Below are 14,152 nucleotides of genomic sequence, written 5' to 3'. Positions count from 1 at the left end.
AGGAAGTCAGCAGCGCGAGGACATCGCGGTGGGGTGCGGTCGGCGCCGGTCCGGCCGCACCCCGGCACGTCAGTCGCGGGCGACGCCCGGCGCGATGTCCTCGTACCGCTCACCGGGCGTGGCCGGCACCGTGGCGTTCCTGGCCGCCCTGGAGGGTGTCGACGGCTTGCCGCAGAACGCGGACTCCAGGGTGCCCGCCATGGTGGTGAGCACCGCGGAGTTGTTCGAGGTGTTGGCGAGCGCGGTGACGCTGCGCCGGCCGTCCTTCGAGGTGAAGGCGTACGTGTAGTACCCCTGGACGGTGCCGGTGTGCCCGTACACGGAGACACCGCAGGACAGGTCGCGACGGCGCAGCCCGAGACCGTAGCCCTGGGTCGCGTTGACGAAGGTCCACCGCTGCATCTGGGCGAGCCGCGCGGCGGACATCAGCCGTCCGGACATCAGCGCGGAGAAGAAGGTGTTGAGGTCGCGTGTGCTGGAGATGATCGCGCCCGCGCTCTGCGCCCAGGACACCGTCTGCGCGGTCGAGTCGACGAGGGCCGCGCCGGGCTCGTCCGGGCGGAGATAGCCGTCGGCGTGCGTGCCGGGGATGGCGGTTCCGGGGTGCACGTAGAAGGTGTCGGTGAGCCCGAGCGGCCGGAAGATGCGGTTCCGGTACTCCGTGGCCACCGGGTTCCCGGTGAGCTTCTCGATGAGCAGGCCCGCGACGACGAAGTTGGTGTTGGAGTACGAGTAGGCCGCTCCCGGCTTGTTGGTGGGCGCGTGCTTCAGCGACAGGCGCACCAGGTCCCGGTATCCGAAGACCTTGTCCCGGACGGCCTCGAACCCCGGGACCGTCCGGGCGAACATGGTGTTGGTGTAGTCGTAGAGCCCGCTGCGGTGGCTGAGCACGTGGCGCACGGTGATCCTGGCGTCGGGGAGCAGACCCGGCAGGTACGTGTCCACCGAGGCGTCCAGGTCCAGTCGGCCCTGGTCGGCCAGTTGCAGCAGGACCACGGCGGAGAAGGTCTTGGTGACGCTGCCGACGCGGAACCGGTCGGCCGTGGTGAGGGCTCGGCGGGTGGCCCGGTCGGCGAGCCCCTCGGACAGCCTGTGGACGGTGCCCGCGTCGTCGACCCGTACCGTCGCGCCCGGCGCCCCCTTGGCCAGCGCCGAGCGCAGCACGCTCCGCAGCCCGGCGTCGTCGGGCGCGCCCGGACCCACCGCCGCGACGGTCGCGACCCGCCCGGTGTCCGGGCCTCCCGGCGCTCCGGGGACCGCCTGCGCGGGGACCGCGACGAGGGAGAGCAGCACCGCGCCCAGCGCCGTACCCGTACCGGTGCCCACCGATCCTGAGACCATCTGATTCTTCTCCCGACTCTCTGCGCGGGGCCGCCCACCGGTGCGGACGTCCGGCGTGAACCGTGCCGCGGACGCGGCGCCGGTCTCCTCTCTACGCGCCGGAGGGGCCGGTGGGCCGCACGGCACGGAGGGGAATCGGAAGGTACGTCAGAAAGAGGACGCTCAGCCGCCGAAGAGCTGGGTCCAGTACATGCCGGCCTCGCCGCCGCCCGCGAGGCCGACCCCCAGGTGGGTGAAGTCGGGCTTGAGGATGTTGGCGCGGTGTCCGGGGCTGTTCATCCAGCCGCGGACCACCTCGGCGGGGGAGCGCTGGCCGCAGGCGATGTTCTCGCCGATCGTCCGGCGCGTCGAGCCCGCGGCGGCGGCCCGGTCCCAAGGACGGCCGCCGTCGGGCGAGGTGTGGGAGTAGAAGGCGCGGGCCACCATGTCGTCGCTGTGCGCCTGGGCCGCGGCGGCGAGCGGGGCGTCGGCGAGGAGCGGCGGCAGCCCCTCGCCCGCCCGCTCCGCGTTGGTCAGCTCGACCACCTCGCGCGTCGTGCGGGCCAGGCCGTCGGCGCTGAACGGCCGAGCCCACAGCGCCGTCCAGTACAGGTCGCCGGACCGGGGGTGGGCGACGGAGGCGAGGCCCGTCTGTGTGTACGCGCGCTCGTACAGCGTGGCGCGGGACTGCTCGCCGGTGAGGCAGCACTCGACGAACTCGCCGGGTGTGCGGGGTCCCGAGACGAGATGCTCGCCCACGGTGAGGTACGCGTATCCCGCGGCCGTGACGCGTTGGTGGACCGAGAGCCCGTCCGTGCCCCGGGAGGCGAGCAGCCCGTGCGCCGCCATGTCCGCGGCGTGCGCCCGGGCCGCTCCCGCGAGCCGCGCGTCGAGCGACACGGGCGGGGAACCGGCCGCGGCGCGCACGGAGTTCACCAGCTCCAGGAAGCCGTCCGGGCCGGGCGCCGCGGCCGGCGGGGCGTCGTCCTCGGTGACGTCGACGCCGAAGTCCCGGGCGATGCCGGCCAGTCCCTCCGCGTACCCCTGGCCGAGCGCCCGCAGCTTCCACTCCGTGCCGCGCCGGTAGATCTCCGCGAGCAGCAGCGCGGTCTCCCGCTGCGGGCGCGGGGGAGTGAAACGGGCCAGGGCGCGCCCGCCGGGGCCGCTGACGAGCAGGGTGGGGGCGGGCAGCCGGCCCAGCGGGGTGCCGGGATCGGCCGGGGTGACGAGCACGGTGACGCGGCTCGCCCCGGAGCGCAGGCCCCGCGGGTCGACCGTGAGGCTCTCCTCGGTGAGGCGTGCCCCCGGCACCACGGGCTGGTTGTAGAAGACGAAGTCGGCGTCGCCGCTCACCTTGCCGGTGTCGTCGGTGACGAGTGCCGACACGTCGAAGGGGCCCGGCACCCGGATCGTCAGGGTGCCGCCCGGCAGGGGCAGGTTGCCCCCGGGAACCAGCTCGCTCATGGTGCCGCCCGTCGCTGTGGTGATCCCCGCGGACCTCCGGCGCGGGCGCCCGGCCGACCGCGGCCCGCTCGGTCCGTCAACGTCCGGTGCGCGCGGGAGGGTTCCCGGGTTCGTCGGCGTCGAGCAGTTCCGGCCGGCGCAACGAGCGCAGGGCCAGCAGGAGTACCCCGATGTCGTCCAGGTAGATCGGGTCGGGAAGCAGGTCGGTGGGGAGCAGCAGATAGGCGACGGCGCCCCAGAAAACCCAGCGGGAGCCGGTCGGGAGTCCGGCACGCCGGAGGTCGCGGCGCGTCCGTACGAGCCGGGTGAGGAGCCGGATCGCGACCGCGAGGGCGACGGCACCCAGGATCGCGGCGACGACGACCACCGTCCATGTCGTGGAATCCATGCGTCCGTCCAGAGGTCTCGGCGGGAGGTTCGGGCTTTCCTGCCTGTCGTCTTCCCCTTCGCGGCGTTCGTACCGCCCCGGTTCGGCCGGCCGCGGGCCGAGGACCCCTACGCGTCCTCGGGGACGCCTCCGGGCAGGTCGCGGCGGCAGAGGACGAAGTCGTCGAAGACGTGCCTGCCGGGCCGGTCGCCCACGGTGTCGATGGCCGCCCGGACGGCGCGCAACTGAGCCGTCGTCATCTCCAGGGGCGGTTCGTCCGGCTGGTAGGTGGTGCGCACGGGGTAGTCCTGGCCCGGTTCCCGGGTCATCTCGATGTGGCAGCCGAGCACATGGGTGACCTGCCGGCCGGCGCAGAAACCGATCAGCCGCTCGACGGTGCGGGTGAAGGCGGCCCAGTCCTCGATGTAGAGCCGGCCGGGGTAGACGGTGTCACCGGTCAGGAGGAAACCGGTCCAGGGGTCGAAGTACGTCACCGCGGCGGCGTGATGCCCGGGGGTGGCCAGGCACTCCAGGACCCGGCCGCCGAGGTCGACGCGGGCGACGCCGTCCGGGTCCCGGTCGAATCCGAAGAACGTCCACGCCTCGTCGAGGGACGCGTCGACCACCCGGGTGCCGGGCCGGTCCGTGAACTGGCCGTCCCCGGCGACGTGGTCGCCGTGCGGATGGGTGTGCAGCACCAGCAGTTCGTAGTCGTCCCGGGGGCGGGCGGCGAGCCGGTCCCGCATCAGCTCGTCCACCACCCGCCGCAGCGGGAAGTGCGCGGGCGAGGCCGTGGCCCCCGTGTCGACGAGCACGGCCCGTTCCTCGCCGAACAGCAGGAACAGGAAGGGCGCCTCGTAGTGGACGGCCATGTTCTGGCGCAGGATCACGGTGTCGGCGTCATGGACGTACACCTGGAGTTCGGGGTCCGTGTCGTGGCGCGCGGACGGCGATCCGTGGATCCACCGCACGTCGAGCGGCCGTGCCGCGGCGATCCGCTCCCGCGCGGCCAGGTCCACGGTCTCGGGCTCCTGTGCGTCCACGACGTCTCCCGGTGGGTCGGTGCACCCGGCCGTCGCCCGGACCCAGGGCCTCAGGCGCGTGCGGCGGCGCTGTCCGTGAGCGCGTGGGTGACCGCGCGGACGCTGCGGGCGATATGACTGAGCTGCAGAACCTCGGCAGCGTACATCTTGATGGTGTGCTCGATCACCGACTCGTGCAGACCGAGGGCGGGCAGCTCGGAGCGGGCGGTCTGCAGGGCGGTACGGGCGACGCGGATCTCGTGCTGCACCTGGATCTGCGCGTGGCGGGCGAGCAGCACGGGGTGCTTCATCAGGGTCGGGTAGCTCGCGTAGCGGGCCGGCACCAGTTCGCGCAGCCACTTGATGGCCGAGCGCTCCCAGTCGAAGCTGCCGGGGGTCTTGACCTGGCACGGCCAGTCCGAGGTGATCGGTGAATACGTCAGGGCCATGTTCATCGCTTCCGGGTCACGTCGGCGGCAAGGGCGGTCGGCCTTCTGGGGCGGCCCCGGCCAGGGGAAGGCCGGGGCCACCACCGCGGACCCCGCTCGCACGGAGTCCGTCCGAACACCCGGGACCCGTTGCGGGTAGGAGCGGACGGCCCCGGGTGGTCGTAGGACGCGACCCGGAGGCCTCCGGTCGCGATCCGCGAGCAGTATTTATATATACCGGCAGTTACGCAAGAACATGAAAAAATTCATGCGGGATATGGGGTGATAGGTCCCGTGATGCCGTGCTGGGAGGCGGGACGAAAGGGGCGCGGGGGAGGCGGGCGCGACCGTCGTGAACCCGGGATCCCGGGGGATCTCCGGCAGGTCCGGTCCTGGGGCTCCGGGCCCGGGAGGTCAGTCCTTCAGGAAGAACTGGTGCTGTTCGGCGATCTGCTCGTACTCCTCCAGACGGGCCTGCGTGCGCTCCGGATCCGCGTCCGTCATGGCCTGGAGCAGCGCCGCCGACATCACGACGGGCGCGGCGTACGAGTCGAAGACGAGCCGGGAGCCGGTGCCCACGGTGAAGGTCACGTCGGCCTCGTCGGCCAGCGGTCCGAGCGCCAGGTCGGTGATCAGGGCCACCTTCAGCCCGGCACTGCGTGCCACCCGCACCGCGGTGAGCGTCTCCTGCGCGTGCCGGGGCATGCCGAACGCCAGCAGCCAGGTACCGCCCGCCTCACGCGACTGGAGCAGTGCGTCGTACGCGACGCTGCCGCCCCTGGTCACCATCCGCACGTCGGGGTGGACGCGGCGCGCCGCGTAGGTGAAGTACTCGGCCAGCGACACCGAGATGCGCAGCCCGAGAACCGTCAGCGGGGTCGACCGCGAGAGCGCGCGGCCGAGTTCGATCACCCGGTCGGGGTCGGCGAAGTCGCGCCGCAGGTTCTCCAGGTTCTCCATCTCCACGTCCACCGCCGCCTGCAGCTCGTTGCCGCGGTCCTCGGCGGGCGCGCTCGGGGCGCCGCCGCCCAGTGTCTTGAGCGCGATGGCCTGGAGCCGCTCCCGCAGCGCGGGGTAACCGCTGAACCCGACCGCCGCGGCGAAGCGGGTCACGGACGGCTGACTCACCCCGACACGCTCCGCGAGGTCGGTGATCGACAGGAAGGCGGCCTCGGTGATGTGCTCGATCAGGTACTGGGCGATGCGGCGCTGCCCCGGCGACAGCCGCGGCCCGTCGAACAGTTCCCGGAGCTGGGACGCGGGCGCCGCGCCCGCCTCCGGGGCCGACTTTCCCGACGTGATCGCGGACGCCTGCGCGCGTGCCTGCTGCGGCGATGGCACCGATGTGCCTCCTTCATGTCCCACGAGGACTCAACATAGCTCACGGACCGTGCTCGCCAGAGCGCGGATGACCACTCGCAGTAGCTCACCGCGGGCCCGGAGGGGTGCGGCGCGGACGGGCGGCCGGGCCGTGAGGCGCCGCCCGGCACGGACGGCGGACAGCGGGGCGGTGGACCGCTGCACCGACCGAGTGCGGAGCGCCGGTTCCTCCGCGCGCCGATCGTACGTGTACATGAACTCGGCCTGGTTCACGTCAAGTTGACGACCGACCATGGACAGTGCGGGAGAGGGGAGTTGAGGATGAGAATCCCCATCCGTAGGAGTTGTTCATATGCGTAGACGACGCCTGCTGGCGGGCGGTACCGCCCTCGCGGCCGCCGCCTCCCTCCACCCCGCCCTCACGGCACCCGCGCGGGCCGCTCGACCGGCGGGGCCGCCCGCACCGCGGGACGCGTCGGCGCTCCCCCCGAGGAGCGAGGTCGTCGCCGTACTGCGGCGGGTGGCCGATCACTGGATCGCCGCGCACGCGGACTCCGGCGACAACGGCTGGGCCAACGCCACCTTCTTCAGCGGACTGCTCGCCCTCCACCGGCCGGCCGGCGACGCCCGCCACCTCGCGTACGCCCGCTCCTGGGCGGAGCGGCACGCCTACGGGCTCAACGGCGGTGTGACCACCCGCCACGCCGACAACCACTGCGCCGGGCAGGCCTACCTCGACCTCTACGAGGCCGAGCCCGAGGAGCGGAAGCTCACCGCCATCGAGACCTCGCTGCACCGCATGGTCCACACGGACCAGCCGGACAAGAACGACGACTGGTGGTGGGACGACGCCCTCCACATGGCGATGCCGCCGTTCGCCCGCCTGGGCGCCCTCCGTCGTGACCCGCAGTACTGGCGGAAGCTCTACTCCCTCTACGACCACACCAAGCGGGCCGAGGGCGGTCCCGGTCTGTACGACGCCGCCACGGGCCTGTGGTACCGCGACGCGCGCTTCCTCCCCGGCGGCATCGTCTCTCCCTCGGGCCGCGCCGTCGTCTGGTCGCGCGGCAACGGATGGGTGGCGGGCGGCCATGTGAAGACCCTCAAGGCGCTGCCCTCCACGGAGCGCCACACCGCCGAGTACCGCGACGCCCTGACCCGCCTGGTGCGGGCCGCCGCGGCGGTGCAGCGCGGCGACGGTTTCTGGAACGTCAACCTCGCCGACGCGAGCCATCTGCCCGGCCCCGAGACCAGCGGCACGTCCTTCCTGCTGTACGGCACGGCGTACGCGGTCGGCGCCCGGCTGGTCGACCGGGCCGCCTTCCTCCCGGTGGCGGCCCGCGCCTGGAACGGACTCGTCGCCACGGCCGTGCACCCCGACGGCTTCCTCGGCTACGTCCAGAACGTCGGGGACCGTCCCGAATCCAGCCAGCCGGTCACCTACGACAGCACCGCCGAGTTCGGCGTGGGCGCCTTCCTGCTGGCCGGCACCGAACTGGCCCGGCTCACCACGGGCTGACCGCCGCGGGAGCGGCCCCTCGGAACGGCCGCCCGGGGAATCACGCGTCCGGGCGCGGCCGAGGGCGCAGCCGGACGGCGTCCGAGCACCCCGGCGGCGGCCGTCGGCGGGCCCGGGGTGCCGCCCCTGTCGGTGCGGGATGACAGACTGATCACATGGACGAGCGTGAATTCGGCAGGTCAGGTCAGAAGGCGTCGGTCATCGGTCTCGGCACGTGGCAGCTCGGTGCCGACTGGGGCGACGTGAGCGAGGCGGACGCCAAGGCGGTGCTGGAGACGGCCGCCGAGTCCGGGGTGACCTTCTTCGACACCGCGGACGTGTACGGCGACGGACGCAGCGAGCAGACGATCGCGTCCTTCATGAGCGGCCGCCCCGACCTCCATGTGATGGTCGCGACGAAGATGGGCCGCCGGGTCGAGCAGATCCCCCAGAACTACGTGCTCGACAACTTCCGCGCGTGGAACGACCGCTCGCGGCGCAATCTGGGGGTCGACCGCCTCGACCTGGTGCAGCTGCACTGCCCGCCGACCCCGGTCTACTCGTCGGACGAGGTGTTCGACGCGCTGGACACCCTGGTCGAGGAGGAGCGGATCACCGCGTACGGAGTCAGCGTCGAGACCTGCGACGAGGCGCTGACGGCGATCGCCCGCCCGAACGTGGCGAGCGTCCAGATCATCCTCAACCCGTTCCGGATGAAGCCCCTGCGGCAGGTTCTTCCCGCGGCCCGGGAAGCGGGGGTCGGCATCATCGTCCGCGTTCCGCTGGCCTCCGGTCTGCTCTCCGGCAAGTACACGAAGGACACGGTGTTCGCGGCCGACGACCACCGTACGTACAACCGCCACGGCGAGGCCTTCGACCAGGGCGAGACCTTCTCCGGCGTCGACTTCGTGACCGGTGTGGAGGCGGCGGCCGAGTTCTCCGCCCTCGCCCATGAAAGCTGCACCCCGGCCCAGCTGGCGCTGCGCTGGATCATCCAGCAGCCGGGCGTCACGACGGTCATCCCGGGCGCGCGTTCACCCGAACAGGCCCACGCCAACGCGGAGGCCGCGAAGTTCCCGCCGCTGTCCCAGCAGACGCTGGACGCGATCGACGAGCTCTACGACCGCCGGATCAAGGAGCAGGTGGAGAGCCGCTGGTAGCCGGCCGCGGAGAGCCGCCGGCTACCGGCTCCCGGAACCCCGGCCAGGACGCCGGCCGTCACCCGGCGGTCGGCGTCGCGGGTCCCGGGCCGCGGACACGCGACGCGGTGGTGTCATGTCCGTCACCGGGACGCCTTAGCGAGCCCCCGGCTCCGCAACGCGTCGAGCCGGCGGTCGTGGACCCGGCCGAGCAGGAGTACGGACAGGGTGGCGCCGATCAGCGCGCAGAACATGTCCCACTGGGTGTCCCACACATCACCCTGGGTGGCCAGGAAGGCGTCGGCGGAGTGGCCGCCGATCACCGCGGCCGCCCATTCGAACATCTCGAAGAGCGCGCTGAAGGCCAGGCACGCGCACACGGTCAGTGGCGCGAGCCAGCGGCTGCCGCGCAGCGGTGAGGTCCGGCTCAGCAGCTCGCGCACCAGGACGGCGGGCACGAATCCCTGCATGAGGTGACCGAACCGGTCGTACGGATTGCGGGAGAGCCCCAGCCCGTCCCGTACCCAGTCGCCCACCGGTACCTCCGCGTAGGTGTAGTGACCGCCCGTCGCGAGGACCAGCGCGTGCGCCGCGAGCAGGCAGCAGAGCAGGTCCGTGAGGGGGAAGCGGCGCCGGGTCAGGACGACGAGGGGCAGCCCGAGCAGCACCCACACCGTCTCCAGCAGCCAGGTGGTCCGGTCGTGCGGGTTCCAGGCGGAGACGGCCAGGCCCGCGACGACGAGCGCGACGAGCGCCGTGGGCAGGACCCGCCGCCCGGAACCCTCCCGCGCTGATTCCTCGGAGGCGGCGCGGCGGGCGATCGGGGAGACGCGAAGTCCGTTCATGGTGAGGCTCCTTGGTCCGGGTCGCCCCATCGTGCTGGAGCGGGGGAGCGGGGACATGAGTACGCCTACTCACCCGGGGGCGCGAGAACGGAGACGAACGTCAGCCCGTGCCCCGGCCGGTCCGGACGCGCCGCCCCCTGCCGGCCGACCGCATGAACCACCGCCTCGAAGAACGCGCCCCCGGGTCCTTGTCCGGGGGCCGATCCCGGCGCCGACGGTGACACCGGCGCCGGCGTGGGCGGGGTTCACTCCCGCGGTGCCGCGCTCCGGAGTGCCGTGATGCAGGAGCCGATCGCCTGCTGGAGCTCCTCGAGGCGCTGCACCATGTCGTCCTCGTAGATGTCGTCGGCGTCGTCGAAGGTCAGCTCCTCGAAGACCTTCGTGGCCCGCTGCAGGCTGTTGTAGAACTTCGTACGGCGTTCCTGGACCCGGAGTTCGGGGTCCGCCTCGACCGTCTCGACGACCAGGCCCTTCATCGTGTCGTAGGCCTCGGTCACCCACTCGCCGGTGTCCTCGCCCTCGTCGAGCTCGTCGAGGAGCGACAGGTGCCGCTCGGCCTCCGAGCGGAGCTCCGCCGGGGCGTCGAGGGTCTGTCCCGCCGGGGTCCGGATCTGCCCCTTCTCGGCGATCTGACGGACGTAGCCGATCCGGTCGGCCGCCCGGGTCTCGGTGGCCACCGCCTTCTTCAGTTCGTCGGTACGCGCGATGTCGCGGGCCAACTCCGCCTGCAGCGCCGGGTCTTCCTTCACCCGGTCCAGGAGCGCGGTCCGGGCCGCCTGGGCCGTGGAGGGGTCCGCGAGGATCGCGGCCCGCAGCGCGGTGGGATTCTCGGCGACCTCCAGCGCCTTGGTGGGGCGGATGCCCTCGGCCTGGGCCGCCTCGGCGATGGCGGTGCCCCGCTCGGACGACGCGCTGGAGCGGGAGGCGTAGTACGCCGCCCACGCGTCCGCGCCCGGCAGTTCGACCTCCTCACCCGGGACGAGAACCTCGAAGTGCGGCACGAGACCGTCGTCGGCCGCCCGGTCCCACGCCTTGTAGTGACGCATCACACGTTCGGGTGAGCACGCGGCCAGTGCGGCGAACTCCTTGGCGGACACCTTGGGGGTCTCGTCGGCCGCCTGCCCGCCGGGACGCACACTGCGCGCGACCTTCAAGGCGAAGGCCCAGCCACCGGTCCGCGCGTAGGCCCCGAAGTCCCGCGCGTCGCGCGAGACGGCGGCGTGCACGTCACGGGGGATGACGTCCCGCGCGTCGGAGGTGAGGGCGTCGTCCGCGTCGGAGGAGAGCACATCGTCCGGGCCGGACGCGAGGGAGTCCTCGCCGTCAGGCGAGACGGCGTCCCGCGCGTCACACGAAAGGGTGTCCTCCGCGTCGGGCCGTGCGACGGATTCTTCGGTCGGGACGAAGGTTGCGGTCACCGGGAACTCTCCTAGGTAAGTGCGGAGTTAAGATCACAGAGAATGAAGCTTTGGCCGTAGGTTGGGCCGGATCAAGCAGACACACAAGCAACAACGGAATCAAGTAAGCCTGAAACGACGCGATGTGACGCTGTTCACCCCGATGTGGCGCAAAGTGATGAATTCCTTACAGGAATCACACGTAGGGGAGGGGGCAGTGCATCGTGAGACCGGCGGGAGGATCCATCGTGCGACCGTTCACCCTCAACTACGCCTTGCCCACAGGGCATTCGGCCGCTGTACCCCCGTACCACTTCGACGTGTCCCTGCAACTGAACGTGCTGCCGGACGGCCGGCCGGCCGTCAGTGACCGAGCGCTCCTGATGGCGACCGGTACGACGACCTCCACCGCCGGCTCCCAGACGCACTTCGACGACTGACGGCCACTCACCCCGATGACGGTACTGATTCTCACGGCGGAGCAGGACGTCACCGCCGACATGGTCGTGGCCAGACTGCACGAACAGGGTGTGCCGATGGTGCGCCTCGACCCCGCCGACGTCCCGGGCAGGGCGGTCCTGTCCGCGGACTACGCGCACGGCGACTTCGACGGCTACCTCTCGGTCAACGGCCATGTGCTCAGCATGGGCGGCCTGCGGTCGGTGTGGGTGCGCCGTCCGGGCGAGCCCGCGGCGCACGCCCCGGAGCCCTCGCCGTGGCTGACCGCGGAGACCCGGCAGGCGCTGTTCGGCATGCTCTACTCCGCCTCGACCCGCTGGATGAACCACCCGCGCCGGGCCGAGCAGGCCCGGCACAAGCCCTGGCAGCTGAGGGTGGCGCACAGCAGCGGGTTCGCCGTGCCACCGACCGTCATCACGACCGCGCCGCGCGTGGCCCAGCAGTTCGTCGAGGAGTACCGGCAGGTGGTGGTCAAGTCCGCCTCCGGGCCACCGCCCGGCGAACCCAGGGTGGCGCTGCCCACCACCCTGATCGGCCCCGACGCGGACTTCTCCGGTGTGGCGGCCGGACCCGCGCTGCTCCAGCAGTACATCCCCAAGCGCGCCGACATCAGGCTCACCTGCATCGGGGACCGGCTCTTCGGTGCCCGGAAGACCGCGGTGGCGGGGCAGGTCGACGGGCGCTTCGGCGAGACCGGTCACGCCTGGGAGCCCGTCGCGGTGCCGGGACGCATCGCCCGGTCGGTGCAGGAGTACACGGCCTTCACCGAACTCGCCTACGCGGCCTTCGACTTCGCCGAGGACGAGGAGGGGGTGTGGTGGTTCCTGGAAGGCAACCAGGGTGGCCAGTTCGGCTTCATCGAGCTGGAGACCGGCCAGCCCATCTCCGAGGCGGTCGCCCTGTGGCTCGCCCGGCGAAGACCCGGCGACCGCCGCTGACCCCGGCCGGTCCTCGTCCGCGCACCCGGCCCGGACGGCATCCGGCCCGGACGGCACTCGGCCTGGACGGCATCCGGCCTGGACGGCATCCGGCCCGGACGGCATCCGGCCCGGACGGCATCCGGCCCGGACGGCATCCGGCCCGGACTGAGGAACGGGCGCGGGCCCGTGGGACGGCCGTCACGACCGGGAGTCACCCCGACGTGAAAGCGAACGTCCGCAGGAACGTGTCCAGCGCCTGCCGGTCCGCGGACGAGTCCCGGGCGTCCGCCGGGGTCGTCCACCGCAGCGAGAACCCCCTCCGGTCGCCGACGAGGAAGCCGCGGCCGAACGTCCGCTCCCGGACCCCGTCGGACGTGGAGAGCCACTCCATGTCCGCGCCCCGGTAGCCGCGATAGTCGACGGCACGGATGTCACCCGCCCGCGCGTAGTCGATCGGATCGCTCCGCAGCGAGCTGTCCACCTCGCTCCAGACCGCGACGGGGTCCGGAGCCAGTCGCGTGCTGTACGTGACGGTCAGTGTGCGCGGGTCGCCGCCGGCGCCGAGCAGGACACGGTAGGACCCGTCGGCGGACCGCTCGGTCCGCAGCGCCGCCCACCCCCGGGGGAGATCGACGGCGAAGCCCTGGGGCGAGGAGAAGCGGAAGAACCCGGCCGGCGGATCCTGCCGGACCGTACGGGACGGGGAGGGGGAATCCGACGGAGACGCGGACGCGGACGCGGAACGGGATGCCGGGGCCGGCGGCGTTCCCCGCGGGTCCGCGCCGCGGGCGGTGGCGGCGGCCGAGCCGCTCGGCCGGGCAGGGGCGGACGGGGACGGCGTGGAGCCCGCCGCGGTCGTGTCACGTCCGGACAGCCCGCCCGCCGCGGCGAGCCCGGCGAAGCAGAGCGCCGTCACGGCCAGCGCCGCCCCCAGCAGCACCGGCCGGCCGACGGGCAGCCCCCCGCGCGGCCGCCCCGGGCGTGGGCCCTCGCGCCCGGACTCCTCGAACAACGGCAGCGTTCCGGTCGGCTCCGAGTCGTCGAGCGCGGCCCGGAGGACGCGCGTGAGCGCCTCTCGTACGACCGACTCGGGCACCCGCTCCACGGGGTCCCTGCGCAGCAGCCCCTGGATGGCCGGACCGAGCGGCCCGGCGTTCGACGGAGCCCGGACGGGCAGCCGTTCGACGGCGCGGAACGTCGCCTCCCGACCGCCCCGGTCCCGGATGACGGGACGGCCCTCGACCATCTCGTACATGATCGCGCCCAGCGCCCACAGATCCGCGGCCGGTCCGCCGCCCTCACCGCGGGCCTGCTCGGGGGAGGCGTACGACGGAACCGTGACGCGGGGCGATCCGGAGGCGCCCGTCACCCCGAATCCGCTCACGGTCACCCCACCGAACTCCTCCACCCACACCTGGCCGGGACTGAGATCGCCGTGCGTGAAACCCTCCCGATGCGCGGCGCCCAGCACATCGAGCAGATCGAGCCCGACACGCGCGGTCCTGACCTGGTCCAGCGGGCCCTGCCCGAGGAGCGCGCCCAGCGGCACGCCCGCGGGCCGCGCGGTCACCGTCCACAGGAACTCGCCGTCCACGACGACGTCCACGACGACCGCCACCCGACCGGGACACACCAGACCCAGCGCCTCGGACTCCCGCGTGATCCGTACCGCGGTGCGCAGGTCGGCCTCCTCGCGCGGACGGTCCGGGCGCCGGGACCTGGTCAGGGTGACGAGCCGCAGGGACTCCACGTCCTGGCCGTTCCAGGTGTCGCGCCCCTCCTCCCGATGGACGGCCTCCAGGAGCCGGTATCTTCCCGCGACAGACTCGTCCGTGGAGACTTGCACCTTGACCATGGTCATCCCTCGCTGCGCACCGGGCACTTTCCCGTTGGTACGGAGGGCGTGGCGGCGGGTGTTCAAAGCCGGGCGATTCCGGGGCCCTGTTTTTCCTGACTTTCATTCATCTGGCACC

Annotated in this window: 13 protein-coding genes; 4 read left to right on the top strand and 9 right to left on the bottom strand. The window is 72.7% G+C overall.

From position 1 onward, the window contains the following. Window positions 1-69: 69 nt before the first annotated feature. The 6 genes from OG776_RS07270 to OG776_RS07245 form a co-directional block, all read right to left on the bottom strand. Entirely contained in the window at window positions 70-1,341 is a 1,272-nt protein-coding gene (locus OG776_RS07270) for a serine hydrolase domain-containing protein (RefSeq protein ID WP_148008410.1), read from the bottom strand. A gap of 162 nt (window positions 1,342-1,503) precedes the next feature. After that, entirely contained in the window at window positions 1,504-2,784 is a 1,281-nt protein-coding gene (locus OG776_RS07265; RefSeq protein ID WP_148008411.1) for a CAP domain-containing protein, read from the bottom strand. Window positions 2,785-2,860: 76 nt separating this feature from the next. After that, window positions 2,861-3,172 carry a DUF1232 domain-containing protein gene (locus OG776_RS07260; RefSeq protein ID WP_148008412.1) on the bottom strand — a complete coding sequence of 104 codons (312 nt, stop codon included), beginning with the start codon at window positions 3,170-3,172 and terminating at the stop codon, window positions 2,861-2,863. 107 nt (window positions 3,173-3,279) lie between these two features. After that, on the bottom strand, window positions 3,280-4,194 hold the full coding sequence (locus OG776_RS07255; protein ID WP_261994462.1) for an MBL fold metallo-hydrolase: 915 nt from the start codon (window positions 4,192-4,194) through the stop codon (window positions 3,280-3,282). A 50-nt stretch (window positions 4,195-4,244) separates the two neighbouring features. Then, window positions 4,245-4,622 carry a hypothetical protein gene (locus OG776_RS07250; RefSeq protein ID WP_148008490.1) on the bottom strand — a complete coding sequence of 126 codons (378 nt, stop codon included), beginning with the start codon at window positions 4,620-4,622 and terminating at the stop codon, window positions 4,245-4,247. A gap of 393 nt (window positions 4,623-5,015) precedes the next feature. After that, the gene (locus OG776_RS07245) at window positions 5,016-5,942 is read right to left on the bottom strand and encodes a MurR/RpiR family transcriptional regulator (protein WP_148008413.1); all 927 of its coding nucleotides are present in this window, start codon (window positions 5,940-5,942) and stop codon (window positions 5,016-5,018) included. Between the two features lie 331 nt (window positions 5,943-6,273). Here OG776_RS07245 and OG776_RS07240 point away from each other — a divergent pair, with 331 nt between their 5' ends. Continuing rightward, window positions 6,274-7,440, top strand: coding sequence for a glycoside hydrolase family 88 protein (locus tag OG776_RS07240; RefSeq protein ID WP_329319626.1), 1,167 nt, complete (start codon window positions 6,274-6,276; stop codon window positions 7,438-7,440). 155 nt (window positions 7,441-7,595) lie between these two features. Continuing rightward, window positions 7,596-8,579, top strand: coding sequence for an aldo/keto reductase (locus tag OG776_RS07235; RefSeq protein ID WP_148008415.1), 984 nt, complete (start codon window positions 7,596-7,598; stop codon window positions 8,577-8,579). Window positions 8,580-8,701: 122 nt separating this feature from the next. On the opposite strand, the gene OG776_RS07230 is transcribed toward OG776_RS07235, so the two are convergent. Continuing rightward, window positions 8,702-9,403, bottom strand: a complete 702-nt coding sequence (locus tag OG776_RS07230; RefSeq protein ID WP_329319624.1) for a DUF2238 domain-containing protein — start codon at window positions 9,401-9,403, stop codon at window positions 8,702-8,704. A gap of 245 nt (window positions 9,404-9,648) precedes the next feature. Beyond that, window positions 9,649-10,641 (bottom strand): hypothetical protein, encoded by a 993-nt coding sequence (locus OG776_RS07225; RefSeq protein ID WP_148008491.1) that lies wholly within the window; start codon window positions 10,639-10,641, stop codon window positions 9,649-9,651. Window positions 10,642-11,048: 407 nt separating this feature from the next. Between OG776_RS07225 and tgmA the strand changes: the two genes are divergently transcribed. Beyond that, the gene (gene tgmA / locus OG776_RS07220) at window positions 11,049-11,240 is read left to right on the top strand and encodes a putative ATP-grasp-modified RiPP (protein WP_148008417.1); all 192 of its coding nucleotides are present in this window, start codon (window positions 11,049-11,051) and stop codon (window positions 11,238-11,240) included. Window positions 11,241-11,255: 15 nt separating this feature from the next. Then, on the top strand, window positions 11,256-12,197 hold the full coding sequence (gene tgmB, locus OG776_RS07215) for an ATP-grasp ribosomal peptide maturase (RefSeq protein ID WP_148008418.1): 942 nt from the start codon (window positions 11,256-11,258) through the stop codon (window positions 12,195-12,197). 193 nt (window positions 12,198-12,390) lie between these two features. Here tgmB and OG776_RS07210 read toward each other — a convergent pair whose 3' ends face one another. Further along, the gene (locus tag OG776_RS07210; protein ID WP_315986883.1) at window positions 12,391-14,034 is read right to left on the bottom strand and encodes a serine/threonine protein kinase; all 1,644 of its coding nucleotides are present in this window, start codon (window positions 14,032-14,034) and stop codon (window positions 12,391-12,393) included. Window positions 14,035-14,152: the final 118 nt, after the last annotated feature.

Source organism: Streptomyces sp. NBC_01689 (assembly GCF_036250675.1).
Lineage (GTDB): Bacteria > Actinomycetota > Actinomycetes > Streptomycetales > Streptomycetaceae > Streptomyces.
Note: the sequence above shows the minus strand (reverse complement) of the source record. Positions and strands in the feature narration are given on the sequence as shown.

Coding starts and splice junctions, on each gene's coding strand:
- OG776_RS07250 (WP_148008490.1), bottom strand. CDS start 4,622: ATGGCCCTGACGTATTCACCGATCACCTCGGACTGGCCGTGCCAGGTC.
- OG776_RS07210 (WP_315986883.1), bottom strand. CDS start 14,034: ATGGTCAAGGTGCAAGTCTCCACGGACGAGTCTGTCGCGGGAAGATAC.
- OG776_RS07230 (WP_329319624.1), bottom strand. CDS start 9,403: ATGAACGGACTTCGCGTCTCCCCGATCGCCCGCCGCGCCGCCTCCGAG.
- OG776_RS07235 (WP_148008415.1), top strand. CDS start 7,596: ATGGACGAGCGTGAATTCGGCAGGTCAGGTCAGAAGGCGTCGGTCATC.
- OG776_RS07260 (WP_148008412.1), bottom strand. CDS start 3,172: ATGGATTCCACGACATGGACGGTGGTCGTCGTCGCCGCGATCCTGGGT.
- OG776_RS07240 (WP_329319626.1), top strand. CDS start 6,274: ATGCGTAGACGACGCCTGCTGGCGGGCGGTACCGCCCTCGCGGCCGCC.
- OG776_RS07270 (WP_148008410.1), bottom strand. CDS start 1,341: ATGGTCTCAGGATCGGTGGGCACCGGTACGGGTACGGCGCTGGGCGCG.
- tgmB (WP_148008418.1), top strand. CDS start 11,256: ATGACGGTACTGATTCTCACGGCGGAGCAGGACGTCACCGCCGACATG.
- OG776_RS07265 (WP_148008411.1), bottom strand. CDS start 2,784: ATGAGCGAGCTGGTTCCCGGGGGCAACCTGCCCCTGCCGGGCGGCACC.